At 33.3% G+C, this 26,866-nt stretch carries 24 protein-coding genes; 18 read left to right on the top strand and 6 right to left on the bottom strand.

Translation table 11 applies throughout. The annotated features are described in order from the left end of the window. Nucleotides 1-2: 2 nt before the first annotated feature. The 5 genes from ABDH49_06865 (at nt 3) to ABDH49_06845 (ending at nt 3,913) form a co-directional block, all read left to right on the top strand. On the top strand, nt 3-821 hold the full coding sequence (locus tag ABDH49_06865; protein ID MEN3046684.1) for a hypothetical protein: 819 nt from the start codon (nt 3-5) through the stop codon (nt 819-821). Further along, on the top strand, nt 803-1,819 hold the full coding sequence (locus tag ABDH49_06860) for a DUF499 domain-containing protein (GenBank protein MEN3046683.1): 1,017 nt from the start codon (nt 803-805) through the stop codon (nt 1,817-1,819). Before ABDH49_06865 ends, ABDH49_06860 begins: the two co-directional genes overlap by 19 nt. A gap of 143 nt (nt 1,820-1,962) precedes the next feature. Further along, nucleotides 1,963-2,382 (top strand): hypothetical protein, encoded by a 420-nt coding sequence (locus ABDH49_06855; protein ID MEN3046682.1) that lies wholly within the window; start codon nt 1,963-1,965, stop codon nt 2,380-2,382. A gap of 39 nt (nt 2,383-2,421) precedes the next feature. Beyond that, on the top strand, nt 2,422-2,745 hold the full coding sequence (locus tag ABDH49_06850; GenBank protein ID MEN3046681.1) for a hypothetical protein: 324 nt from the start codon (nt 2,422-2,424) through the stop codon (nt 2,743-2,745). A 103-nt stretch (nt 2,746-2,848) separates the two neighbouring features. Then, nucleotides 2,849-3,913: an Mrp/NBP35 family ATP-binding protein gene (locus ABDH49_06845; protein ID MEN3046680.1), complete on the top strand. Its 1,065-nt coding sequence runs from the start codon at nt 2,849-2,851 to the stop codon at nt 3,911-3,913. On the opposite strand, the gene ndhC is transcribed toward ABDH49_06845, so the two are convergent. Together ndhC and acnA are read right to left on the bottom strand one after the other, a co-directional pair. Next, entirely contained in the window at nt 3,888-4,250 is a 363-nt protein-coding gene (ndhC, locus tag ABDH49_06840; GenBank protein ID MEN3046679.1) for an NADH-quinone oxidoreductase subunit A, read from the bottom strand. The genes ABDH49_06845 and ndhC overlap by 26 nt on opposite strands. 1 nt (nt 4,251) lies before the next feature. Continuing rightward, the gene (acnA, locus tag ABDH49_06835) at nt 4,252-6,927 is read right to left on the bottom strand and encodes an aconitate hydratase AcnA (GenBank protein ID MEN3046678.1); all 2,676 of its coding nucleotides are present in this window, start codon (nt 6,925-6,927) and stop codon (nt 4,252-4,254) included. A 22-nt stretch (nt 6,928-6,949) separates the two neighbouring features. Here acnA and ABDH49_06830 point away from each other — a divergent pair, with 22 nt between their 5' ends. Genes ABDH49_06830 through ABDH49_06810 form a run of 5 tightly spaced genes read left to right on the top strand, consistent with a single transcriptional unit; the run spans nt 6,950 to nt 13,798 of the window. Then, the gene (locus ABDH49_06830) at nt 6,950-7,672 is read left to right on the top strand and encodes a tetratricopeptide repeat protein (GenBank protein ID MEN3046677.1); all 723 of its coding nucleotides are present in this window, start codon (nt 6,950-6,952) and stop codon (nt 7,670-7,672) included. A gap of 1 nt (nt 7,673) precedes the next feature. Beyond that, complete coding sequence (locus tag ABDH49_06825) at nt 7,674-8,054, top strand: hypothetical protein (GenBank protein ID MEN3046676.1); 381 nt, start codon at nt 7,674-7,676, stop codon at nt 8,052-8,054. A 13-nt stretch (nt 8,055-8,067) separates the two neighbouring features. Next, nucleotides 8,068-10,536, top strand: coding sequence for an ATP-dependent Clp protease ATP-binding subunit (locus ABDH49_06820; protein MEN3046675.1), 2,469 nt, complete (start codon nt 8,068-8,070; stop codon nt 10,534-10,536). An 11-nt stretch (nt 10,537-10,547) separates the two neighbouring features. Next, entirely contained in the window at nt 10,548-12,848 is a 2,301-nt protein-coding gene (bamA, locus tag ABDH49_06815; protein MEN3046674.1) for an outer membrane protein assembly factor BamA, read from the top strand. Further along, nucleotides 12,842-13,798 (top strand): OmpH family outer membrane protein, encoded by a 957-nt coding sequence (locus tag ABDH49_06810; GenBank protein ID MEN3046673.1) that lies wholly within the window; start codon nt 12,842-12,844, stop codon nt 13,796-13,798. Before bamA ends, ABDH49_06810 begins: the two co-directional genes overlap by 7 nt. 8 nt (nt 13,799-13,806) lie before the next feature. On the opposite strand, the gene hisS is transcribed toward ABDH49_06810, so the two are convergent. After that, a complete protein-coding gene (gene hisS / locus ABDH49_06805) occupies nt 13,807-15,033 on the bottom strand; it encodes a histidine--tRNA ligase (protein ID MEN3046672.1) in 1,227 nt (408 codons plus the stop codon). A gap of 59 nt (nt 15,034-15,092) precedes the next feature. Between hisS and ABDH49_06800 the strand changes: the two genes are divergently transcribed. From ABDH49_06800 to ABDH49_06765, 8 genes are all read left to right on the top strand, one after another. After that, a complete protein-coding gene (locus ABDH49_06800; GenBank protein MEN3046671.1) occupies nt 15,093-15,929 on the top strand; it encodes a peptidylprolyl isomerase in 837 nt (278 codons plus the stop codon). Nucleotides 15,930-15,972: 43 nt separating this feature from the next. Next, a complete protein-coding gene (locus ABDH49_06795; GenBank protein ID MEN3046670.1) occupies nt 15,973-16,818 on the top strand; it encodes a 3-hydroxybutyryl-CoA dehydrogenase in 846 nt (281 codons plus the stop codon). Next, a complete protein-coding gene (locus ABDH49_06790; protein MEN3046669.1) occupies nt 16,775-17,467 on the top strand; it encodes an endonuclease V in 693 nt (230 codons plus the stop codon). The genes ABDH49_06795 and ABDH49_06790 overlap by 44 nt, the downstream gene beginning before the upstream one ends. 26 nt (nt 17,468-17,493) lie before the next feature. Continuing rightward, nucleotides 17,494-17,889, top strand: a complete 396-nt coding sequence (gene ndk / locus ABDH49_06785) for a nucleoside-diphosphate kinase (protein ID MEN3046668.1) — start codon at nt 17,494-17,496, stop codon at nt 17,887-17,889. 83 nt (nt 17,890-17,972) lie between these two features. Next, nucleotides 17,973-19,151, top strand: a complete 1,179-nt coding sequence (locus ABDH49_06780) for an NFACT RNA binding domain-containing protein (protein ID MEN3046667.1) — start codon at nt 17,973-17,975, stop codon at nt 19,149-19,151. Continuing rightward, complete coding sequence (locus tag ABDH49_06775; protein MEN3046666.1) at nt 19,151-19,786, top strand: hypothetical protein; 636 nt, start codon at nt 19,151-19,153, stop codon at nt 19,784-19,786. The genes ABDH49_06780 and ABDH49_06775 overlap by 1 nt, the downstream gene beginning before the upstream one ends. Beyond that, nucleotides 19,783-22,761 carry a hypothetical protein gene (locus ABDH49_06770; GenBank protein MEN3046665.1) on the top strand — a complete coding sequence of 993 codons (2,979 nt, stop codon included), beginning with the start codon at nt 19,783-19,785 and terminating at the stop codon, nt 22,759-22,761. The genes ABDH49_06775 and ABDH49_06770 overlap by 4 nt, the downstream gene beginning before the upstream one ends. A 351-nt stretch (nt 22,762-23,112) precedes the next feature. Next, entirely contained in the window at nt 23,113-23,442 is a 330-nt protein-coding gene (locus ABDH49_06765; protein MEN3046664.1) for a T9SS type A sorting domain-containing protein, read from the top strand. Between the two features lie 68 nt (nt 23,443-23,510). On the opposite strand, the gene ABDH49_06760 is transcribed toward ABDH49_06765, so the two are convergent. From ABDH49_06760 to ABDH49_06750, 3 genes are all read right to left on the bottom strand, one after another. Next, complete coding sequence (locus ABDH49_06760; GenBank protein ID MEN3046663.1) at nt 23,511-25,013, bottom strand: FAD-binding oxidoreductase; 1,503 nt, start codon at nt 25,011-25,013, stop codon at nt 23,511-23,513. An 81-nt stretch (nt 25,014-25,094) separates the two neighbouring features. Then, nucleotides 25,095-25,625, bottom strand: coding sequence for a hypothetical protein (locus tag ABDH49_06755; protein ID MEN3046662.1), 531 nt, complete (start codon nt 25,623-25,625; stop codon nt 25,095-25,097). After that, nucleotides 25,622-26,866, bottom strand: coding sequence for a cysteine desulfurase (locus tag ABDH49_06750; GenBank protein ID MEN3046661.1), 1,245 nt, complete (start codon nt 26,864-26,866; stop codon nt 25,622-25,624). The genes ABDH49_06755 and ABDH49_06750 overlap by 4 nt, the downstream gene beginning before the upstream one ends.

The raw sequence follows: 26,866 nt of genomic DNA, 5'->3' as shown, positions 1-26,866 counted from the left end.
CCTTGGCATTGGAGCGAGAAGCAAGAAAAAATGCATATGGATCATCATCTTTTGTTTCTAATATTTTCCTTGTCGCTCGTAAGAGAGAAAGAGGAAAGATAGGTTCCTATGAAAATGACGTTTATCCATTACTTGTAGAAATTGTAAAAGAAAGAGTAAATACACTTTTTTCCGAAGGTATAACAGGTGCAGATTTAGTTATTGCCTGTGTCGGAGCTGGACTAAAGGCATTCACACAGTTTGAAAAGGTAGAATTCGCAAACGGAGAAGAACTGACATCAGAAAAATATCTAAATATCGTAGAAGGCCTCGTACTTGAAACTATTCTCGAAAAACTATTCGGTATATCAAAAAAAGGAGTATCAGACGTAGACCCTGTTACAAGATTCTATGTTCTCTGGAGATATATCTATGGTAAAACAGAAGTCCCTGCTGGAGAAGCTATTGTCTTTGCCTACCCACAAGGCGTTGAACTTGACGGACCCTTAGGACTTTCATCAGGTAGAAACTCCCTCTTAGAAAAGAAAAAGAATAAATACAGACTAAGAGACTATTCAGAAAGAGGTATGGATGAAAAATTAGGACTGGAGAATAAATTTATTATCGATATTTTACATAGGATTCTTTGGTTATTAGAAAACGAGGCTTATAAGATACCTGAATATTTGACCAAGGCAAAACCAAACCTTGAGATGCTGAAACTCACAGCCCAGGCACTTGCTGGAACACATCTTGTTGGAAGCGAAAAACTTATTTCAACCACACCTAGCGAAAAAAATATGGCTTCAAGATTATTAGCAAATTGGATAGAAAAGAAATAAACGGTGTTATAGTCCATACAATCTGGGGTTATATTGCCTGGCAGTTGGGTGAATATGAGTTAATAAAGGAGCACGATCAAAAAAGGGTTGCACTAGGTGGTGATTTAATAAAAAGAATGCTCGGAGAAAAGCCTGTTTTAATAATTCTTGATGAGGTCTCACGTTATTTGGAAAGATCAATGGGTATTAAAATTGGAGAGTCCACACTTTATAGACAGGCCTTAGATTTTATGCAAACAATTACTACAGAGGTTTCAGGCTCTAAGTACGCCTGTATTATATATTCTTTACAAACAGCTGCAAGAGAATTTTTCGGTAATATTGAAATTTTAGAAACACTTGACCATCTTACCTCTCATGTAGATGCAAAAAGAGAACCAATAACAGGTGACGAGATATTTGCAGTATTGAGAAAAAGACTCCTTGCCGATCCACCACTAGAGGATGAAATTCACAAAACTGCTGATATTTACGTAGATAGCCTTAGGAAAAATATCCTTTCCTATATTGCCTCACCTGATGAAAGACGCGAATTAGAAGATAGAATCATAAAATATAGAGAAAGATTCTTAATGGCTTATCCTTTTCATCCTGCACTTATTGACCTGATGAGAGAAAGATGGGCCTCTATACCAACTTTTCAGAGAACAAGAGGTATCCTAAGATTTCTTGCCGCAGTTTTAAGAGAGTTAAAAAGACGAAACGTTCATGATTATTTAGTTTCTGCCACAGATATACCGATAGATGATCTTCATGTAAGGAGAGTATTTCTAAGTGAAGTAGGACAGGGAGAACCGTATCAGGCAGTTTTGGAAGCAGACTTTATTGGTCCAAATGCAACAGTAAGAAAAATTGATAGAACTTCTGCTAACATAAGATCTCCTGCTACAAAGATTGCAACTGCAATACTTATGTTTTCATCTGGAGGCTTGCCAAAAATAGAAGATAAGGGAGAAGGAACTTTACCTCCAGGCGTAACAGAAATGGAATTGCCTTAGCTATTCCAGAAAAAGATCAAATAGAACCGCTTTGTAAAAGCATAAGATATTTAATAGCTATAGAAAGAGTTAAAGGTAAAAAGAAGACACTTAATCTAACAGAGGAGCAAGTTGAGCAACTAAAGGAAAGAGAAAAGGCCGAAATGGGCTCTCGGGATTTTGCTCTTAGAAATCTCTATACTAACGTTTGGCCTTTAAAGATTGAAAATGGAAACTTTGTGCTTGATAAGGTTAGAGCAGTTGAGAGAGTTCTGGAGGCGACAAATATTCATGAAAGACTTATAGAGTTACTTTTGCGCGTACCCCTACCAAGAGTTTTTAACAGCTTAAGCCCAAAAAAATTACTTGAATTTATAAAAGAACAGGGAGCAGATGTGAAAACGATAGTAGATACTTTCTTTTCCTCTCCTGAATTTCCTTGTGTTATTGATGATAATGTGATAAAGAAAGCCATTGCAGAGGGTGTTAAGGATGGTCTTTTTGGTTTAACAATGAAAGATAAAGTTCAGAGAGTTGAGAACGAAGTTGTCGTTTCCATTGAACATGTGACTTTTAAAAAATAAATTGATACAGATGAGATTGATGTAGAGTCGGGTTATATAGTGGATCCTAAAAAAATTATTACTCCGAAAGAGGAAGGTGCTGAAGTATCTCTAACCCCTCGGCCTCCTAAAGTAACACCACCACCCTTAAAAGATATAGATATAGATAAGGGAAAAACAACAAAAATTTCTTACACTATAGTATTAAATCGTGGACAACTTTATAAATGTTTTAGAGCATTTGAGAATATTTTTGAAAAATCTGATGTAATTAAGTTAAAGGTTATAGTGGAATTGAAAGAAGGGGTGGATTCTATTTGGCTCAGAAATGCCTTTGAAGAGCCAATTGAAGAAACTGGAGCTATAATAGAAAAAGAGGAGTAAACAGCTTACCTATAAAATTTCAGAGATTAAAAACTTTTTAGTCAAATTGAAAAGAAAATGCTTTATAATAATATTTAAAATTTCAAAATTTAAGGAGGCAAAAATGGAGGAGAAAATTAAACAAATTATTGAAGCTTTAAAAACCGTCTATGACCCTGAACTTGGTAAAGACATAGTCTCTTTAAATATGATAAGCGATATAAAAATTTGTGATAGCGTCGTCTCCTTTAAACTTATCCTAACAACACCTGCCTGCCCACTTAAAGATAAACTGAAAAAAGAAGCTGAAGAAGCCGTTAAAAAACTTCCATGGGTTGAAAGAGTAATAGTAAACCTTGACGCTAAAATAAAAGAAAAACAGATCGAAACAGAAAGAAAAATCAGTGGAGTAAAACACATAGTAGCTATAGTCAGCGGAAAAGGAGGAGTCGGAAAATCTACTGTTGCCATAAACCTTGCACTTGCCCTCAAAAAAATGGGCTGTAAAACAGGACTCCTTGATGGCGACGTCTACGGACCAACCCTCTCAATAATGGGAAAAACAAAAACACCCCCTCTTGTAAATAAAGAAGAAAAAATTATCCCACCCCTTTACTACGGAATACCAATTATATCCCTCGGATTTTTAACCTCCCAAAACCAAGCCATAATATGGAGAGGTCCCATAGTTCATGGCGCCTATAGACAACTGCTTTTTGACTTAGAATGGGGCAAGCTCGACTACCTTGTTATTGACCTACCTCCAGGCACAGGCGACCCCCTTATATCTATAACACAACTTGTAGAACTTTCAGGAGCTGTCCTTGTTACAACACCACAAGAAGTCTCTGTCTCCGACGTAAGAAGAGCTGGAATGTTTCTAAGAAGAATGAATGTCCCTATCTTGGCTATCGTAGAAAATATGAGCGACTTTCTATGCCCCCACTGCAAAAAAAACTCACACCTTTTTAGCGGCAACGGAGGAGAAGTACTTTCTAATGAGTTTGGACTAAAAGACTATATAAAAATTCCCTTCGACCCCTTAATTACCGAGTGCTCCGAAAAGGGAGAACCCTACTTTGAAATAGCCCCAGATTCACTTGCCAAAAACGCCTTCCTTAAACTTGCCCAAGAGGTAGCCTCAAAAATAAGCGTTCTAACCTTTAAAAATCAAGCCCACGATTTTTAAGAACAAATAAATAACCCATAAAAAGTATAAATACAAATAAAACGAGCTCAAGGGCAGCGAAAAGACCAAACTTTTTAGCCTCTATAACAAAGGGAAGTAAAATAACAGCCTCTATATCAAATAGTAGAAAAAGAAGCAAAAAGGGAAAAACTCTTATACCGTACTTCTTGTAAGCCGTATCCCTATAAGCCATCCCACTCTCATAAGGCTCAAGCTTTATAGGAGAATACCTATAACCAAAGATCTTATTCTTTATAGTAGAGGATAAAAACTGAACAAAGGCAAATACCAAAAAAACAAAACAGAGAAAAATTAAAAAGGCTAAATAACTATCCATATCACTCCTTCAAAAAGTTACTTAAAACAAAGGGGAGTATACCACCATATCTTAAATACTCAATTTCCCTTTTAGTATCAGCTCTTAAAATTCCATAGAAAGTAATTTCCTTTCCCTCTTTTACTGCCCTTATCTTTAACCTCTTGTTCGGCCTTAAATCCTCTTCCAAACCCTCAATATAATACACTTCATCACCAGAAAGTCCATACTTTGCGGCACTATCCCCTGGTTCAAACTGTATCGGTATAACCCCCATTTGAATAAGATTTTGCCTATGAATCCTTTCAAAACTTTCAGCAATTACTGCCTTAACCGAAAGAAGCTTTGGACCCTTTGCAGCCCAGTCTCTTGAAGAACCGCTTCCGTACTCTTTTCCCGCTATTACTATTAAGGGCACACCCTCCCTAATATACCTCATAGACGCATCATAAACTGATAAAATTTCCCCCTCAGGGAACTTCACAGTCCATCCCCCTTCCCTTGAAGGCACTAATTTATTCTTTAATCTCACATTAGAAAAGGTTCCCCTTACCATAACCTCATGATTACCTCTTCTTGCACCGTAATTATTAAAATCCTCTGGCTTTACCCCTAATGAAATAAGGTATTTACCTGCTGGAGAATCCTCGGGAATTTCACCTGCCGGAGAAATATGATCCGTAGTTATTGAGTCCCCAAGCAACAGAAGTACTCTTGCTCCCTTTATATCACTAATTCCCATTGGCTCGCCCCTAAAGCTTTCAAAAAAGGGAGCCTTCCTTATATAGGTAGACTTTTCATCAAATTCAAAAATCTTCCCCCCCTTTACCTCCAAATTCTCCCAATTTTCATCTCCCTTATAAATTTCAGAATAAACTTTTTCGTAATGCTTACGCGACATGTACTTTTTCATGTAATAATTTACTTCATCATCAGAAGGCCATATTTCTTTAAGAAAAACTGGATTTCCGTTTGGATCAAAGCCTATAGGCTCTTCATAGGGATTAAAGAGAATGTGACCTTTAATAGCAAAAGCAACAACAAGAGGAGGACTCATTAAAAAGTTCATTCTAACAAGAGGATGAATCCTTGCCTCAAAATTTCTGTTTCCTGATAGAACAGAGGCTACAATAAGATTTTTATTCTTTATCAAATTCTCAATAGCTGGGGGAAGTGGTCCTGAATTTCCAATACAAGTGGTACATCCATAACCCACAACAAAAAACCCAAGTGCCTCTAAATAGGTGAGTAAATTTGACTCTTCGAGATATTCCTTAACAACAGCAGAACCAGGAGCAAAGGATGTCTTTACATAAGGCTTTACCCTTAAACCCCTTTCAAAGGCCTTCTTGGCTAAAATTCCTGAAGAAAATAAAAGATAAGGATTACTTGTATTTGTACAACTTGTTATAGCCGCTATAACTATAGATCCATCAGTTAATTCATATTCTCCCTCGTTTAATTTTACCTTAGATACTCTTGACTCATCGGGATGCCTCACTTTATAGTCCTTCTCAAAACTTTCGCCAATTTTACCCTTTAAAATATTAAGTGTTATTCTGTCCTGGGGTCTTCTGGGCCCAGCTATTGAGGGATATACTTCACTAAGATCTATCTCAATAATTTCACTATACTCTGGTTCATTTTCATAAGTGTTAAAAAGAAGTTGTTCCTTTGAATAAATTTCTACCCTCTTTATGATCTCCTCATCTCTTGCAGTTTCATAGAGATATTCAAGAGTTTTTTCATCTATAGGAAAGAATGCAACTGTGGAGCCATATTCAGGGCTCATATTTGAAATTGTTGCTCTGTCAGGAACTGAGAGTTTCCTTAGTCCCTCACCGAAATATTCAACAAATTTATCCACAACGTTTTTTTGTCTCAGTTTTTCAGTGATATAAAGGACAAGATCGGTAGCTGAGGTGCCCGTCGGCAGTTTCCCCTTTAGCTTAACTCCAACAACTTCCGGAAATACCATATAAACTGGTTCACCTAACATAACAGCCTCTGCCTCTATTCCACCGACCCCAAAACCAAACACTCCTATTCCATTTATCATTGTGGTATGAGAATCTGTGCCTATCACACTGTCGGGCACTAAAACCTCTTCGCCTCCTTCCTTTTTCACATTAACAACCTCTGAGAGGTACTCAAGATTTATCTGGTGAATTATCCCCTTTCCCGGCGGAACTATTTTTAAATTTTCAAATGAATTCTGAGCCCACTTTAAAAGAACATATCTTTCCTTATTTCTTTCAAACTCTTTTTTTATGTTCAAATTAAAGGATAACTTTGTACCGAAATAGTCAACTTGGACCGAGTGATCAATTATAAGGTGACAGGGAATTTTTGGGTTTACCTTCTCAGGATCAGCAGAAAATTTTTGTACCACATTCCTCATAGTTGCAAGATCCACAATCAGTGGAACACCAGTAAAATCTTGAAGTATCACCCTTGAAGGATAAAAGGGAATCTCAATTTTTTCTTTTCTCTTTGGAAAATCCCTAAAAAACTCTAAGATACTTTCACCTGTTTCCTCATCAAAATTTCTTAATATGTTCTCAAGAAGTATTCTCAGAGTGATTGGTAGTTTCTGAATGTCAATGGAAAATATTTTTGATGCCTCCCTGAGCGAATATATTTGATAGCTCTTTGAGTTTACTCTTAACTCTTTTAAAACTTTTTTTAATCCTTTCATCCTTTATATTTTAAAATAAATCTTGAATAATTTAAAATGGAGAGTTATAATTAAAAACATGAAATTGAGAAAGAAAAAGAAAATTACAAAAAGGGAGTTAAAAACTGACCCTTTTATAGAGTTTGTTAATAACGCGTATAAAAAGTTAAGGGAGAGGCCTAAGGAGTTTATAGGAGGCTTTTTACTAATTTTGGCATTAGTTCTACTTATATTTGTTTTACGCTCAGGTCAGAGTCATGATTATCCAGTAGCGAGACAGATGTGGTTTCAGGCGATTTCTCTTATGCAAGCCCAGAGAACTCAAGAAGCTATAAACGTTTTCCAAGATCTTTCTATTAAATTTCCTGATTCACCTGAGGGTAAAAAGGCCCTTTATTATCTTGCAAACTTTGCGTTTCTTCAGGGAGACTACGTAACAGCAAAAGCGAGGTACGAAAGTTACCTTTCAAAAAAGCCTAATGATTTTCTACTTGAGGCCTCAAGCCTTGAAGCTTTAGGTACTATAGATTTTATCATGGGAAATATTGAAAGTGGGAAAAAGAGATTTTTAAAGGCTATCGATAAAGTTCCTTATAAGACCTTTAAAAGCCTTTTTGCATATAGATTAATTAAATCTTTAATCGAAAAGGGTCATTATAAAGACGCATATAATTACCTCCAAAAATTTAAGGACATAGCTACAATCCAATTCAGAGACGATTTTTTAAAATTTGAAAGTTTTCTTAAAGGTGTTTTAGAATTGTAATATGGCTGAAGAGTTGAAAATTAAGGAATTAAAAAATAAAAAGTCCGAGGAGGTAAGGCACATCTACGCAGCTTTCTCTTATATTCCATTTTTAAATTTTGTACCTCTTTTGGATTCAAAAGCTGGTGAGTTTGTTCATTTCCACGCCAAGCAAGGCTTTTTAATTTTTATCATTGAATTTATTGGTCTTATTTTATTTTTTTCGTTTCATTTATTAGTTGGTTCTATTCCAATAATACGTTACATATTTATAAACTTTTTTTTCGCCTTTTATATTCTTGGGGTGGGGCTTTTAGTGGTGCTTGGACTTTATGGTGCGCTCACTGGGAAAATGCTCGAAATTCCCTTTGTGGGAGAATTTGCTAAAAAACTAAACATATAAAAGGAGGAAAATTTTGTTTGGAGAACCCTATTTTGAAAGACTATCAAATAGAGCAAGAAAAGCATTTCAGATTGCAAAGGACGAGGCAATTAGATTAGCTCACTCAGAGGTAGGAACTGAACACCTTTTACTTGCCTTAACTAGAATGACTGACTCAGTAGCAGCTACCGTCTTGATAAATTTGGGAATAGATCTTGAACTTCTAAGGGAAAAAATAGAAGCAACTCGCCCACCAGGTAGTTATACCTCACCTACCGGAGACTTACCTATGAGTCCAATTTTAAAAAGAGCAATACAGTACGCAGCAGAGGAAGCAAGAAAATTAGGACATGAGCTGATAGGATCTGAGCATTTGCTTATGGGCCTAATGAGAGAAAGAAGAGGATTAGCCTTTAAGGTACTTTCTCAATTTGGATTGGATTTTGAAACTATCGTAGAAGAAACCCTAAGAGTACTTTCATCAATGGAAGAACACCCACAGGAGCCCAAGATATCCCCAGCAACTGGAATCAAAAAGGTGAAACTCATAGAACAATTCGCTACAGATCTTACACAACTTGCAAGACAAAATAAGCTTGATCCAGTTATAGATAGAGAAGCAGAAATCGAAAGAGTCATACAGATACTCTCAAGAAGAAAGAAAAATAATCCTGTTTTAATAGGAGAACCCGGTGTAGGTAAAACAGCTATAGTTGAAGGTCTTGCTCAGCGTATAGTAAGGGGAGAAGTTCCAGAATCTTTAAAAGATAAAAGAATTCTTGCACTTGATCTTGCCGCTATTGTGGCAGGAACAAAATATAGAGGGCAATTTGAGGAAAGACTTAAAGCCATACTAAGCGAAGTAATTACAAGTAAAAACATAATACTATTTATTGACGAGCTTCACACTCTTGTAGGTGCGGGTGCAGCTGAAGGTGCTATAGACGCATCAAATATCTTAAAGCCAGCTTTAGCAAGGGGTGAAATACAGTGTATTGGAGCTACTACAATGGAAGAGTATAGAAAGTACATAGAAAAAGATGGCGCCCTTGAAAGGAGATTCCAACCAATTATTGTAGAACCACCTACGGTTGAGGAGACAATTGAAATTCTAAAGGGATTAAAGGAAAAGTACGAGAGCTACCACGGTGTAACGTATACAGATGAAGCTATTGTAGCTGCTGCAAGATATGCTGATAGATACATTTCAGATAGATTTTTACCTGATAAAGCAATAGACGTAATAGATGAGGCAGGTGCAAGAGTTAAACTGATGCACGGATTTCATGATGAGATAATCGAAAAATACAAAAAGGAAATTGAAAAACTAAAAGAAGAAAAAACCAAAGCCGTTATGGAACAGATGTACGAAAAAGCAGCAAGAATAAGAGACGAAATTCAGAGGTTAACTCAACTTATTGAATCTAGAAAAGAAGAATTAAGATCAAAGAAAGAAAGACCAAAAGTAACTGAGGAAGATATTGCCTACGTTGTCTCCAGATGGACAGGAATTCCCTTAACAAGAATTGAAGAGGAAGAGCAAGTAAGACTTCTAAGAATGGAAGAGGAACTCAAAAAGAAAGTAGTAGGACAGGATTTAGCTATTCAACTTATTTCAAGAGCTATAAGAAGATCAAGAGCCGGTATTAAGGATCCAAGAAGACCCATAGGCTCCTTTATCTTCCTTGGTCCAACAGGTGTTGGAAAAACCCATCTTGCCAAAGTTTTAGCTGAATTTCTCTTTGGTGATGAAAACGCCCTTATAAGAATAGATATGTCCGAATATATGGAAAAGTTCAATGTTTCAAAACTTATAGGTGCTCCTCCTGGCTATGTGGGTTACGAAGAAGGCGGCCAGCTCACTGAAAGAGTGAGGAGAAAACCCTATTCAGTTGTTTTATTTGACGAGTTCGAAAAGGCTCATCCCGATGTCTTTAATATTTTACTTCAAATCCTTGAAGACGGTGTCCTAACCGATAGTTTTGGTAGAAAGGTAAATTTTAAAAATACCGTTGTAATTTTAACAAGTAACATAGGAACTAAGTATTTAAAATCCCACCGTGCTCTTGGTTTCCACAAGGGCGAAGAAATAGGATTTGACTTTGAATCAATGAAAAACTTTTTACTTGAACAAGTAAAAGAATTTTTACCTCCCGAATTCTTAAATAGAATTGACGAAATAATCGTCTTTAAACCCTTAACAAAAGAAGAAGCTATAAAGATCTCTGAAATTCTTCTTAAAGAACTATCAGATAGAGTGTATTTAGATAGAAAAATTAAGGTTATCTTTACAAAATTAGCTATAGAATTTATCGCACAAAAGGGATTTGATCCTGACTTTGGCGCAAGACCCTTAAGAAAAGTTATAAGAAGTTATATCGAAGATCCCCTCTCTGAAGAGATTTTAAAGGGTTCCTTTGAGGAAGGAGATGAGGTTGAGGTAGATGTACTAAATGAACAGATTATTTTTAGAAAACTCGAGGGAGCCCATATAGGTAAATAACCCTGCTCTCTATGCTAAAACTCATTTTAATTATTTTGACACTACAAGAGGGATATCTATTAAAAGACATAAAAGTTGAAGGTAATATAAATGTTTCCACAGATTTTATAATTAACACCTCTGGGCTAAAAAAGGGAGAGTATATAAAGGAGGCCGATATAAGAGATGCCTTAAAAAGACTTTATAGCACCAGGAATTTTAAAAATATCTCAATTGAACTTTTTAAAGCGGAAAAAGAAAATGAAGTTATAGCTTTAATAAAACTTGAGGAACTTCCAAGGGTTGAGGGTATAAAAATTGAAGGTACAAGGAAAATTAAAGATAAGGAAATTATCGAAAAAATTAATCTTATAAGGGGTTCGCCCCTTTCAGGCAGCGATATCAAAGAGGCTGAAAACAAAATAATTTCTCTTTATAGGGAAAAAGGCTTTTCCGGAACAAAAGTCGAAACTGAACTTATTAAAACTAAAAAAGAAGGCTTTGTAGATGTTTTATTTAAAATACACGAAGGCAAAAAGGCAAAAATTAAAGAAATCGATATTGTAGGTAACGAAAATTTCCCCGACAAAAAAATTGAAATCCTTTTAAGAAACAGAGAAAAAAATTGGTATAGAAAAGCTATCTATAAAGAAGAATATTTCGAAGAAGACTTATCAAAAATTGAGGAATTTTATAAAAATAACGGATTTATTGATATAAAAGTAGACTCTTTTAAAATTAATCCTGAGGGAGATTGGCTTTACATTAAAATTTACCTAACTGAGGGCAAAAAGTTTTACTTTGGTGACTATAGCTTTGAGGGAAATAAGTTCTTTGACGAAACCACTTTATCAAAAAAATTAAAGTTAAAAAAGGGCAAAGTTTTCTCCCTTAAAAAATTTATTGAAAGTATTCAAGAAATCCAAGGACTCTATGCAGACTCGGGCTTTTTGCTTGTTAAGGTTATACCTGAAGAAAAGAGAAAATCTGAGATTAGAAAAGAAAGCTCTGAGCTAAAAGTAGACACTATCTCAGTTATCTTTCACATAAAAGAGGGCAACCCCTGCTATGTAAACAAGATAAACATTGTTGGAAATGAAAGAACAAGAGAATACGTTATAAGAAGAGAACTTGATATATTCCCTGGTGATAAATTTAATAGACAAAAGGTAATAAAAAGTTTAAGGGATTTATATTTTTTAAACTATTTTGAAAAAGTTGATTTTTCTTTTGAAATTCTTGAAGATTCAGAAAGAGTAGACCTGATTTTTAAAGTTAAAGACAAGCCCACAGGCACTCTCCAAGCCGGAGGATCCTACTCAGTTGTTCAAAAGGGCTCTCTAATCCTATCTGTTTCTGAAAATAATCTCTTTGGTAGAGGTCAACAGGTTTCACTTTCTTTAGAACTTGGCGTTTATAGACAAAACATAAGGTTTGACTTTACAGAACCTTGGCTATTTCAGAGACACTATCTTTTTGGCTTTGATGTTCATCATTACATTGATGTTTTTCCTGGAGAGTATTCGGTGCAAAGAACAGGCTTTTCTTTATCTTTTGCAAGACCCTATGATGTGAATGAGTACATATGGACAAGCACAAGATATGAATTAGATAGAAACAGAGTATTTGACTTTTCAGCAGGATATAATCCTATTGAGATTTTTGATTTAAGAAAAGAAAAATGGCCAAAAATAGTATCAAAAACAATAAACGCAATTTACTATGATTCTAGAGATAGAAAGTTTAACACAAGAAAGGGTCTAAGATCAGAGTATAGACTTACACTTTCAGGTGGAATCTTTTTGGGTGATGAACATTTTCATAGACACGTAATAAGTTATTCCTATTATAAGTCCTTTTTAAAAGAAAGAATTGTTCCCACCTTTAATATAAAGTTGGGTTTCATCTATCCCTATAGCAAGGCAAGACCTATACCTGTTTATGAGTACTTCAGACCAGGGGGGGTGCAGTTAACCGATTTTGTAATAAGGGGTTATGATGAAAGATCTATAGGTTATAAATCACAAGGTGTTGTAATTGGGGGGACAGCAGCTTTTGCATTTAACTTTGAGCTACGTTTTGTAGTTAACGATCAAATTTATTTTAGTTTATTTTTTGACGCAGGGAATGCCTTTTTGAAACCCTATAATATGGAGAAGGAGTTTAAGAGGGTTTTAGAGGGGAAGGCCGTTAGGTTAAAAAGGGGCGCAGGCATAGGAGTAAGGATGGAGATTCCAATGCTTGGTGTTGTTGGAGTTGACCTAGCTTACGGCTTTGATAAACTCGAAAAAGGATTTATACCTCACTTTGTTCTTGGATTCCCTCTGTGGTAAAAAGACTTTTTTTCCTACTCCATATTTATAGTCTTTCCCTCCTCAGTTCAACTAAGATCGGAATTTTAGATCTAAAGAGAGTAACTCAAAGCTATGAAGGTATGAGAGAGATAAAGCTTGATATTGAAAGATTAGAGAGAGAGTGGGAAGAGGAGTTAAAAAAGAAAAAATCAAAGATAGATTCTCTTGTAAAACTTTATGAAAGAGAAAAACCAGCCCTATCAGAGGAGGCAAGATTAAAAAGAGAAGCAGAGATTGAGAATTTAAGGAGGGATTATCAGAATTTCATTAAGGAGATATGGGGCAAGGGAGGAAGAGTTGAACAAAAAACAGAGGAGCTAATAAAACCTATAACAGAAAAAATAAGAAAAGTGATTAAAGAAGTGGCAGAAGAGGAGGGAGTAGATATTGTATTCGATTCCTCAAAAGACGATATTCTCTATACAAAAGAGGCAATTGACCTTACTGATAGAGTTATCGAGAGACTAAACAGGGAATATAAGGGCAGAGAAAGAGAACCAGCTATAATAACAAGGAAGATAAGAATTGCAATTTTCCCGTTTAAACTTTCAAGTGAACTTTTTGGTTCAATACACTATCAGGTATTTATGAGTGAACTTGAAAAAGCAGTAAGAAAGTCACCAAAGTTTGAGGTTACTGGATTTGAGGTCTCTGAAAGTGCTATTAAATCGATAGGTTATGATAAAAATACATTACCTTTATCTCAAATCAATTTTGTAATCACTCAAATTGGTGTTGAGTATGCCCTATACGGTGAGTTAAAAAGAAAGGGAGGAACTACCTTAGAGGCACTATTTTACCTTTATGACATAAAAGGAGAAAAAATTTTTGAAAACGTGCTTACGTTTGAAGAAACTGAAGAAAAAGTAAAAGAAGCTGCCTATAGTACAGCCCAAAGTGTTATAAATTACTTTGCCGAGAAAAGATAAGTTTATTTTTATACTTTAATTACCTCAAGGGGATCGGAAGAAAGAATTTCCTCACCAGTTTCCATATTTTTAATTTTTAAAAGATTTTTCTTAACTTCTTCTTCACCTATAATTATGGCCCATTTTGCCTTTTTTTGATTAGCCTTTCTAAGTTGACTTTTTAAACTCTTTGTATCCCACTCCATATCTGAGTAAATTCCCTTTTCTCTTAATTTCATAACCCATCTTATCGCCTCTTCCCTTTCTTTCTCCGAAACATATATTACATAAACTAATGTATCTTCTTTTTTTTCAAAATTTTCCATAGCGATCAAGAGCCTCTCAACTCCAAAAGCAAATCCAATTCCAGGACTATCAGGTCCACCTAACATTTTCATAAGGTAATCGTACCTTCCTCCACCACCAAGAGCATCCTGGGCACCAAGCCTATTAGATATTATCTCAAAGGCTGTTTTTGTATAGTAGTCAAGCCCCCTCACAATAAAAGGATTTTCCCTATATTTAAAATTTTCTTTATCAAGCAAATTTAAAAGGACTTCATGGTGTTTTAAACAGCTCTCACACAAAAAATCTCTTAAAGGCTTAATAAAACCTATTTTTTCTCTATCGACCTTACAATCCAAAATTCTTAGGGGATTTCTCTCATATCTTGCCCTACAGTTTTCGCACAGCAAAGTTAAATTATCCTTAAGGCTTTCTCTTAAATAATCCGAATATTTTTTTCTATCTTCCATACAACCAACAGAATTTATTTCAAAAGTGTAGTCTTTTACGTTTATTTCCCTTAAGATATTATCGGCAAGAAGTAATATTTCCAAGTCAATGTAAGGTTCTTTAAAACCGAGGGCTTCTGCCCCAAGCTGATAAAACTCTCTGTATCTGCCCTTTTGTGGTTTTTCATATCTAAACATATTAAGAAAATACGAAAATTTACATGGTATACTTATGTTGTCCTCTATAATTGCTCTTAGTACAGATGGTGTCCCCTCTGGCCTTAAAGCAAGTTTTCTTCCTTTTAAATCTTCAAAAACATACATTTCCTTTTGGACAATATCAGTAGTTTCACCAGTTGATTTTTCGAAAAGTTCCTTTACCTCAAAGGTCGGTGTAATAATAAAGTTATAACCGTAGGTTTTAAATATTTTTTTTGATTTCTCATAGATAAAATTGAATTTTTCAAAATCCTCCCCATAGATATCCTTTGTGCCTCTTATTCTTTGATAATTTTTTTTCATTTCAATTAAAATTTTATATTAGGGGTTCAACTCCTTTCCACAGTTAAAAGGAGAAATCGGTGATTAGAATTTTTTTAATCATATTTATTTTTTTATCTCTTTTAAATTGTAAAAGGGCAGAAGAAAAAAAAGCAGTAGGAACACCAATTGCAAAAGTTGGAAATGTATATATTACCCAGGAAGATCTTGAGAGAGGTTTACCACAGTTTGCGTATCAACTTATGGGAGAAGAGCAAAGAAGAGAGTTTCTGCAGTATGTGATTGATCTTGTTATTTTTTCACTTGCCGCAGAAAGAGAAGGTATAGATAAAGAAGATGTTATTAAAGAGAGACTTACTTGGGCAAGGAGATTAGTTCTCTCTGATGAGTACTTTAGAAGAAAAACTCAAAACATAATGGTTACACAAAGTGTTATCGACTCCTTTTATAAAGCTCACGAAAATGACTTTTTAAAAGAAATAGAGTTCGTTTACTTTTTTGTCAACACCTTAAAAGATGCTCAGGATATAAGAGAGATTTTAAGGAAAACCCCATTCTCTCCTAAGTTAGTTGAAGAGATAATAACAAAATACAATGCTATAGGAGATGTTACAAGTATAAACAGTGGATACCTTCATCTTGAAATGCTTCCTACCTTTCCAAGAGAAATTGCGAAGGCTCTTTTGAATCTTCCAATTGGATATGTCTCAGAGGTAATATCTGTCCAAAATCCACCTGGCTTTGCTGTTGTTAAAATATTAAGCTCATCTCCAACTAAACTGGTAAAAAGAGATATACTCAATGAAATTGGTCAGTATCTACATCTTACAAAGGTAATGAAGGCAAAAGATTCTATAAGAGAAGAGCTGAAGAAAATTTTTCCAGTTGAAATTTACACAAAAGTAGGGAAAAAGTAGGTTCAATTCCCGAAGTTAACTTAATATGTAGGGATATTAAAAAATGAAAGTAGGAGTCTGTGGGGCAGGAACAATGGGTAATGGTATAGCCCATGTTTTTTCACTGAGTGGCTACGATGTTATCCTGGAAGACCTTTCTATGGAAATTCTCGATAAGGCAATTGAAACAATAAAGACAAATATGGATAGACAGATTAAAAAGGGAATAATTGATGAAAATGCTAAAAATGAAGCTCTCAAAAGAATTAAAAAAACTGTTTCCTTAGATGACCTTCACGATTGCGATCTTATAATTGAAGCTGTCTTTGAAAATGTAGATGTGAAAAAGGATTTATTCCAAAAACTTGATAAAATAGTAAAAAAAGAGGCAATCTTTGCTTCAAACACCTCTTCTATATCAATAACCTATCTTTCTTCTTTTACCAATAGAGAGGAGAAATTTATAGGAATGCACTTTTTCAATCCTGTTCCTGTGATGAGGCTTGTTGAAATTGTAAAGGGGTTAAAAACAAGTGAGGAAACAGTAAATTTCATTTATGAACTTGCTAAAAAACTTGGTAAAGAGCCTGTTATAGTAAACGATTATCCCGGATTTGTTTCGAATAGAATTTTGATGCCGATGATAAATGAGGCAATTTATGCACTAATGGAGGGTGTTGCTGGAAAAGAAGAAATCGATAAGGTTATGAAACTGGGTATGAATCATCCTATGGGACCACTTGAGCTTGCTGATCTTATAGGTCTTGACGTTTGTTTAAATATTCTTGAGGTTTTATACAGGGACTTAGGCGATCCAAAATATAGACCCTGTCCCCTTTTAAGAAAAATGGTTGAAGCCGGCTTCCTTGGAAGAAAAACCAAAAAGGGCTTCTACGAATATCAGAGTTAAAAATTTCTTTAATGGAAAAATAAATCTTTTAAAACTAAGGGAGTATCAGTTAAAACTATCACAGAAAGTAAAGTTAGAAAAAGTAAATTTAGATAAAGTAAGAATTTACGGTGCCCTCGATGTAGGATATAGGAGAAAAAGAGCAAGAGGGGCTTATGTTATTTACGATGATGAGCTAAAAAAAATTATATACGAAGATATTATAGAAAAGGAGGTTAATTTTCCCTACATTCCCACCTTTTTATCTTTTAGAGAGATTCCAGTTTTAAGTTTGCTTTACAAAAGAGCTCCCTTAAAGCCCCATATTCTTTTTATTGATGGACAGGGAATACTTCATCCTGCCCGTTGTGGTATTGCCACCCATTTTGGTGTCCTTTTTAATGCTGTTACAATTGGGATAGCTAAGAAAAAACTTGAAGGATTTCTTGAAAGAGAACCAGAAAAAGAAATGGAGTATACACCAATATATTTAGATGGCAAGATTTCCGGGTATTGTCTAAGAATCTCAAGGGGTAAAAAATTTTTATGGATCTCCCCAGGAAACCTTATAACCCCAGAAGATACCCTTTTTATTACTTTAAAATTTATAAAAAATGGTACACATATCTTAATGAAAAGAGCCGATGCCCTAACTAAAAAAGACTTTTAAAAACTTTTATTTTATAATTTTTTATTATGGAAAAAACCTTACTTGTTATAAAACCAGATGCAGTTGAGAGAAATCTTATAGGAAAGATACTGTCAATGTGTGAGGAAAATGGTTTTAAAATTTTGGATATAAAATTTGAAAAGATGACAAGGGAAAAGGCTGAGAGTTTTTATAGAGTTCATAAAGATAAGCCCTTTTTTAAAAATCTAATTGATTATATGACGGAGAAAAAAGTTGTAGCAGTTATTTTAGAGGGGGAAAGGGCAATAGAAAGGCTTAGGGATCTTGTAGGGGCTACTAATCCCAAAGAGGCAAGACCAGGAACAATAAGGTACATTTTGGGAATTGATGTTACAAGAAATTCTGTTCATGCTTCAGACTCAAAGGAAAGTTTTGAATTCGAAGTAAAACACTTTTTTTAATGCACTTTTCCCAAATTTTCTTTAAATTACTGAAAAAAGAAATAGATGAAATTTTTAGGTTTAAGAGAGTAAAAAACATTTTTTTGAAAGGTAAAAAAATATATGTAATTTTTGAAAACAAGATGGCCCTCGTGGTTCTGCTTCATCCGGAAATATATTACTTTTTACCAGTGGATGTACAAGTTAATAATTTGGAAAAAGAAAAGGAGTTCCCCTATTTAAAAGATTTTTTATACAGAGATTCTGAAATTGTAGAAGGTGAGAGAGTTTTTTTCATAAATTTTATAAAAAAAAATCCTCTAGGAGAGATAGAAGAGAGGAAGTTAGTTATTGATTTTACAAGAAGAGCAAGAGACCTTTTGATTTTAAAAGATAACAAAGTCATCTACTCTTTTAGAAAAAGAAAAGAATTTGACCTTTCTTTTTCTCAAAAGCCCGATTTTTTTAAAGAACCTTTTGATGAGGAATTTAAAGATAAAATCACAAAAGAAGATTTTAGTGGCCCCTTTTTTGTTGATGAAAACCTTAAGTTAACTCTAAAAGAAACTCAAAACTCTAAGCGTTTTGATAAACTATACAAAGCACTTTTGCATATATATGAGACCTTAGAGAAAAAGCAAGAAGAGAAAAAGGATTCAAAGAAGGAAAAGGTTAATAAAAAGGTTGAGAATGTAAAAAAAGAGGGATTGAATCCTGAAATTTATAAAATTAAGGCAGAGGCAATACTTATAAATTTGAATGAAATAAAAGATAAAAATGGAGTGATTCTTTTGAAACATCCTGAAAAGGGTGAGATCGAAGTGGAGATAAAGTATAATGAAACACCACAAAAAGCAGCCGAAAGATATTTTAATAGGTACAAAAAATTAAAAAGAAGAGAAAAGATAGAAAAAATATTAGATAAAATCAAAGAGGAAAAAAGTTTACCCTATAAGGTTTTTACTTCTCCTTCTGGTTTTAAAGTTTTAGTTTCAAAAAGTAGTGATAAGGCGTATGAGCTTACTTTTAAGATAGCAAAACCATGGGATTATTTCTTTCATCTTAAAGATTTACCTTCAGCTCACGTTATATTAAAAAGAGAGAAAAATCAAGAGGTAAAAGAAGAAGATATCAGGTTTGCTGCAGAAATTACAAAAAAACATAGCAAGTTAAAGGAAAATGAAAAGGCCTTAGTTCTTTATACCCTTAGAAAATACGTTAAACCAGTAAAAAATAAAAAAGGCGCTGTTAGAGTCTTAAAAGAAAACGTTATCTTTTTATAATGAAATTCCTCATAATTTCAGAAAGTCTCTTTATCTTTTTTAATTTAAAGAATTTTTATTTAAGAGTTTTCCCTCCAGAAACGCTCAAGCTTGAGGAATATCTAAACTTTAAGGATGTAAAAACTGATGGATTTTTTGTATATTTTTTAGTGCACAAAAATAAATTAATTAAAGTAAATCCCTATAAAGGTATTCAAAAAAGTGAATTCAGTTTAAACTCACTTAACCATGCTACTTTTTTTGATATTACCGAGAGAAATAATTTTTACTTTTATATATCTAAGGGTGGCATTCCTAAAGTCTTAAAAATTAAGTTTTCACCCCTTGACTCCTTCTCTTATTTTTTTAATATAAATGAAAAAGTCTTAGATTTCTTTGTAATTGAAGACACTTTCTTTATCTTTGTTTTTAAAGAAAAGATCAGGGTTTATAAAAAACTTAATCTTTTTAGAGAATTCAAAAAAACTTACAAAAATTATTTTAAACTAAAAGATGAATTCTATGTATACTCCGGAGATACACTTTTTTCGCTAGTTAAAGATATAAAAAAAGAATATAAGGGCAACTATGAACTTCTCTTTAAAACTTTAAATAAAGAAATAGTTTATAAAGATAACGCTTGGAGTCTAAGATGAGTCTTTTTGTTCTTCTTTTTATTCTTGGAACGAATAATTACTATGAGATTAAAAGAGAAATAATAACGTTTGAAAAACCCTTTGCTGTTCTTGTTTCTCCTATTTTGAACTCTATAGTGCTTTACAAAAAAAATGATACAGTTTCTTATAGTATTAAAGGCGACACCCTTTTCCCCCTTTTACCTATAAGCCTAAACGACACCCTTTTTTTAGAATACAGATCCTTTTTTTATAGAAAAGATACAACTGTATTAGAAATAAAGATTATTTCAGAAGTAAGTGAAGATGAGGATGAAAAATTTGTTAAAAAAAGTGAAATATCTGAGGATGTTGAAATAAAAGGTGAAAAAACAGTTTCTTTTTTATATTCTGACAGAGGTTTTAAAGTTGATCAAAAGTTAAGTTTTGAAATTGAAGGTAAATTAACAGAGGATTACTTTATAAGGGGTAAAATTACTGATGAGTCCTATCCTGAAGGTGAAAGTTTCACAAGAACCTTAAGTGAACTTGAAGAGGCAAGTATAAATCTCGAAGGGTCAAATATAAAGGCAAGGATAGGAGAATTTACTTTAAAACCAAGCTTTTATGAAAAATTTAAAAAAGAACTTATTGGTCTTGAATTTAGCTTTATGGATGAGAAAAATGAAGTTAATTCAGTGTTAGGTTATCCAAAGGGTGTATTTAGGACTTTTTATGTAGAACTTAAGGATGTAAAATCTAATACTTTTTTAATAGTTGACCCTTTAAAAGAAAAAATTGTTCCTGGCTCTGAAAGAGTTTTTCTCGACGGGATTCCCCTAAAAAGGGGGAGAGAGTTCGATTATATTGTTGACTATACAAATGGAACAATAACATTAACTCAAAATGTCAGTTACTCTTTAAATTCAAAATTGAGAGTTGATTTTGAAGTCTTAAAAGAAGGCTATAGTAGTTATTTTCTATTTTCGGAGTATAAAAGAAGTTTAAGTAGGTTTGATATAAACTTTGTATATTTAAATGAAAGTGACATACCTTCAATGCCAAGATTTTCTTTAACAGAGAGTGATAAAAATTATTTAAAGAATCTTTTAGATACATCTTGGATTTTGTTAAGTGGGATAAACTATGTTGATTCTGGTAAGGGAAATTATATCTTAAGGAATGATACGCTTTTTTATGTAGGAGAGAAAAAGGGTAATATAAATCCCAGTTTTGTTTTTGTTGGTCCCTATAAAGGTGATTATGATTATGTTGACGGAAAGAATTATTTTTTATTTGTAGGTAAAGATAGGGGTTCATATAAATTGGGAAGGTGGGCTATTTTACCTCAGAGGAATCAGAATTTAATTTTGAGTCTAAATACAAAAAGGGATCATATTAAAGCTAGTTATCTTTCAGGATTTTCGTTTTTTTCCCCGAATCTCTTTACAAAAAAACTTTGGATAGGATACTTTAATGATTTTAACCTAAATTTTGAAAATAACAAATTTGGCTTTAATTTAGACTTTCTAAATAGAAACAATTTTCGTTCTTTTTTTAGGATTTATGATGAAAATTTTTCTCATTTTTGGGGTAAATCTATAAAGGGAGACTTTTATGATTTAAGAATAAAGCCTTACTTTAAGTTAAGGGAAGATGTAAAATTTTATTATGGTTATTCCGTTTTAAGAGGAGATGGCTTTCTAATTAATAAAAATTCTTTAGGTTATTCTTTATCCTACAAATTCACGCAGACAAGTGATTTTGAACTTTTAGATTACGGAAAGAAGAATTTAAGAAGACTCACCCTTTATGTTGAAAAACCACAGACAGTCTCTCCCTTTTACTCATATTTCTTCGAAATAGATACAGTTAAAACAAAGATAGTAAAAGAAGGAGGTGGTTTTAAAGTAAATTTAAAAAGCCACAGTTTTATTTACGAAATTATCTCTTTCAGGTTAAAAAGTGTAAGGGAGCTTAAGAATAATTTTAGGTTCAGTTTTAATTTTCCTAAATTAAATTTTAGATTCAATTCAAGTTTTATTAATTTTAGGGACTCTTTGAATAAAAGAAGAGATTTTAATTATTTTTTCGAATCAAATATAAATCCAAAAAGTGAGGTTTCTTTATCGATTCTTTCGAGTTTGATAAGGAAAAATGGTGTGAGAAGGGTTATAGAATATATAAAAGTTCCTGAGGGGAGGGGTTCTTATAGTTATGACTCATTGAATAACACCTATTATCCTGATCCTGATGGTTCTTATATAAAAAGAGTGAGGGAGGTTCCCGTTGATCTTGGTCTTTTAAGAAATGAAAACGACCTTTCAGGTACCCTTAATTTTGAAAGATTCTTTTATAATCTCAGTTTTTCATTTAAATCGGAAAGAGGTTTTGAGTCAAAAGAACATATTTATTTCACAAATAATTTAAATTTTTATATGCCCTTAAATCCCTCTTTAAATCTAATTTTTCTAAAAGAGAAAAATAAGCTTTTTGATGGCTACTTTATTAATGGTCTTTTTGATTTATTATTCGGTTTAAAGAAAAATTATGATAAAAAAATCCTTGAACTGTCTTTTGGTTTTAAAAATGAAAGTTTTGAAGAGCTGAATATTGTTTATAAAAAGAGAACGCCTTTTTTATATATTTCTCCCCTTTTTGTTAACAGTAATAGGAATTTAAAGTTGGGTTTAACATTAGGTTTGTCAAACTTTTATTATTTAAGGCCCATTGTCGAGAAGGTAGCTTTGCCTTATATGGAATTTTCCCTTAATTTTTCTTCTGATTTTCTCTTTAATACAAAAATTTATAATGATTTTTCTCTTATTTTGAAAAGATCTTATGATAGGAGTTTTTCCTCAAATTTTGAAAAGGACAAATGGAGGTATATAAATAGTTTGAGGGTTGAAAAGAGTATAAGGGCAAACACGCTTTTTATTCTTAAGGGAGAATTCAGGAGAGGTTCTTTCTCACATTTTTTTTACAACATTTTTCTTGAAACAAAACTTCTATTTTAACTCATGTTTTATTTTTAGGCAAAAATATGATTTTTAATGTTTTGCTTGGAGTGAAAGGATATTTAAAGTGGTTAAGTTAAAAATGAAAGTGATCGGAAAGGTTTTTTAAAGTATGATGTTGGTGTTAGGTTTTAGGATAGGGTTATTAAGGGTGAAAGTAGGTATTGTTTATAAGATGGGATTTAGTGTAATAGTGGCAAGTGAGTTTTTTAATATTATGAGATAAGTTGAGGAAGTTTTGTAAAGTAAGGTAAAATTAGATATAGTAAAAGTTTAATATGAGGAGAAAAATGAAGAAAGTAATGATCAGGAAGAGGCTTTTAGGTATTTACAGATTATGATTATGTTACGATTAAGTACGCTTCTCCACTGATAGAATCTGATGATAAAGGGTCTAATGGACCTAATAATATAGCTGAGGTAGAAAAGTTTCACATTTATTACTTTTCTTCACTTGGCAACTTTTGGATTAAGTATTTTTTACCCTTTGATGTAAATGTGAAGTTAGGGGTTTATGATTTAGGAGGTAGGCTTATAAGGCCGATTTATAGTGGTATTCAGCAAAAGGGTTATTATAGCTTTTTGTTTTCTAACGATGATCTGGACTTTTCAGGTATTTACTTTATAAGGTTTGAGGCAGGCGAAGTTAAAAAGACCTTGAAAGTAAAATTGATAAAATAAATTTAAGTTTTTTAAAGAAAGAAAATTGAAAATTACTCCAGACCGCTAAAAGGATAGGCTAAAAAGAGTTAAATTGCAAAACCAACCGGACACTCCTTAAGAGAATTCAAATTTTCCTCACTTAGCTTTAAATTACCCTTTATTTTACCGATAAAAATTTCACCTCTTGTAGACTTATCCTCTCTTAAAAATTTTTTGTAATTTTCCGAATACAGATTACAAACACCACAAAGAACACAAAGCCTATCCTTTTCTCCTGGGTCATATTTACTTGGCTTAAAATTACCTTCAATCTTTAAAGGATTAAATAGATTATAGGGATCTAAAGACCTTTTGATCTTCTCCATTACACTATACTCTTTAAATCTCTTTGCATAATCTATATACTTTATACCAAAACCATGCTCTCCAGTTACAGTCCCACCAACTGAAAGCACAAAATCACAAATTTCCTCTTTTACCTTTTCTGCCAACCCCTCTTCCCCCTTACTAAATATAATACTTGTATGAATATTACCATCACCATAATGCCCATAGGGAATTATCTTTAGCCCATCCTTCTTTTCTATTTCTCTATAAAAAGAAAAAAGAGCATCTAACTTTGAAATGGGAACAGTTACATCTATAGATTTTTTCTTTCCTTTTAAAGTCCACATTATACTTGAATATCTTCTTCTTAAAGAAATAATTTCTCTCTCTTTTTCCTCACTTTCAGGAACTATAACCTCTATATCTAATTTACCTTTGATATCCTCTATCACTCTCTGAACTTCCGATTTTTCACCCTCAACCTCAACCCAAAGGAGCATCTTATCATAAAATTCAAGTATCTCACAGAGACTCACATCTTCTCGTTTTATTATCTCCCTAGACACCTTTAAAACCCTCTCTTTTTTCTCTGACTCAATCAGTATATTTTTTCTGTAAGGAGGCAGCTTTCTTACCTTTAAGTAGAAATCGATCAAAAGTCCCAAAGTTCCCTCTGAGCCAACAAATATTTCATTTATTGAATAAAAGAGCTTATTTTTCCTTAAAAATCCATTTGTTTTTAAGAGAGTTGTATCTGGAAGTAAAACTGTAAGACCCTTTACATAGTTTATGGTTACCCCATACTTTAAAGCTCTTGGACCACCTGCATTTGTAGCAACCGTTCCTGCTATCGACGCTACATCACTTGAAGCAGGATCAGGCGGATAAAAATACCCATATTTCCCTAGAAAATTGTTAATTTCATCTATTGTATAGCCTGGATCACAAAAGAGCATTTCATCCTCCTCATAGAACTCTATTTTTTCTCTAATTCTTTCAATACTTACTACGACACTTTCAGGATGAGGAACAGAGCCACCACTTCTTCCTGTAGCTCTTCCACGAGGAGTAATCGGAATCTTTTGCTCAAGAAGAAAACTAACAACATCTATAAGTTTATTTTTTTCTTTTGGAATAAGTACTGCCTTAGGAATAGAGTAAAAAAAGGAACTATCGAAAGAATACGCTAAACGCACATCCTCCTCAATAAAGAATTCATCAGGAAACTTTGTCTTTAGTTCTTTAAACAACTTTTCCGTCATACCCTGAGTTAACCCTTAAAAAAGGTAAAATTGTAAGAAAAATACTTACAAGATAGTTTTCAGGAAGTTTCAGAAAAGGATTCATAAGAGAAAAAAATCGTTTAGAAATAAATCATACAGTTCCTCTTTGTTTTTTGTTTTATTATTGTTAGAAATTAGCACTTCCATTGCAACTGAAAGTGAGTTTGCGCCTCCCCGCTCAGATATTTTTTTGATTAAATCCTTAGAAAAATCCTTATCTTTAAGTTTTGCTCTTCTTTCATTTTTACTTATAGGTTTATAAAACTTTCCACGGTTAAAAAACATAGTGTTACAATTTTTACACAAAAGTATAAATAAATCCCTATACTTTGAATTTAGATACTTACTAAACCTTTTATTACACCGGGGACATTTATAAATTCTTCTTAACTGTATCGGAAATGTTGCGTTTAAAAGCGGCCTATACACCTCTTCTAGGTTCTCACAATCTTCTTTATCAGTCTCTAAACCTAATAAGTTTTCAAATAGAAGCCCCCCACATTGAAAACATTGATAAACTCTTTTATAGTTTCCATTTAAATTTTTAAATTTTTTTTTAGTGAGCTCTATCTTACATACAGGACATTTCATTTTTTAAAGTATTTTTTGATTTCCCTAAGAACATCAATAAATTTATCAATTTCCTCCTTTGTATTGTAAAGGTAAAAACTTACTCTTGCTGAATTTTCAATTTTAAAAAATCTCATTAAAGGTTGTGTGCAATGATGTCCACTTCTTATAGCAATTCCCTCTTCATCACAAATTCCAGCAACATCATGAGGATGAATCCCCTTTAAGTTAAAGGAGATAATACCTAAAGCGTCCTCTGTTTTGTGTCCATAAATTTCAATGTCCTCAGTCTCCCTCATTTTTTTCAAAGCATACTCCTTTAGATTTCTTTCATGACTTTCAATATTTTCCATACCTATTTCCTCAAGATATGAAATAGCAGCCAAAAGGCCTATCCCACCTGCAATATTTGGAGTTCCTGCCTCATACTTCCATGGAAGATTGTTCCACGTTGCTCCCTCAGTAGTTACCTCAAATATCATATCACCCCCATAGAGAAAAGGTTCCATTTTAGATAGTAACTTTTTCTTTCCATACAAAAATCCTATTCCTGTTGGTCCTAACATCTTGTGTCCACTTACTGCTAAAAAATCACAATCTATTTCCTTTACATTAACTTTCATATGCGGAACTGCCTGAGCTCCATCGCAAACTATTATTGCATCACTTCTTTCCCTCGCAATCTTCACAATCTCTGAGGCAGGATTACAGGTTCCAAGAAAATTTGATGCAAGCGTAAAAGTAACTATTTTTGTTTTTTTGTTTACAAGTTTTCTAAGATGATCCAAATCTAAGGTGCCATCATCTAAAACGTTTACATAGTGAAGCTTTACTTTATTGAATCTTCTTAACATTTGCCAGGGAACTATGTTTGAGTGATGTTCCATAATGGTCGTTATAACTTCGTCCCCCTCTTTAAGTTCTCTAAGTCCATAGGAGTAAGCGACAAGGTTTAATGCTTCAGTTGCGTTTCTTGTAAATATTATCTCCTCCATAGAACTTGCACCAATAAAAGAGGCAGCCTTTTTATGAGCTTCTTCGTATTTTGTTGATGCCTCATAACTTAAAGTATGGACTCCCCTATGAACATTTGCATTGTAACTACTATAAAACTCAACAATTGCATCTATTACCCTTTTTGGCTTTTGGGTAGTGGCAGCATTGTCAAAATATATAAGATTTTTACCCCTTATTTTTCTTTTTAAACAGGGGAAATCCTCTCTTATCTTCTCGACATTAAAGGTAAGTTCTACAGTTCTCAT

Source organism: Candidatus Hydrothermales bacterium, from assembly GCA_039630235.1.
In the GTDB taxonomy this organism is placed as follows: domain Bacteria; phylum Hydrothermota; class Hydrothermia; order Hydrothermales; family JAJRUZ01; genus JBCNVI01.
The sequence above is the reverse complement of the archived record's forward strand: the minus strand, read 5'-3'. Positions and strand labels throughout refer to the sequence as shown.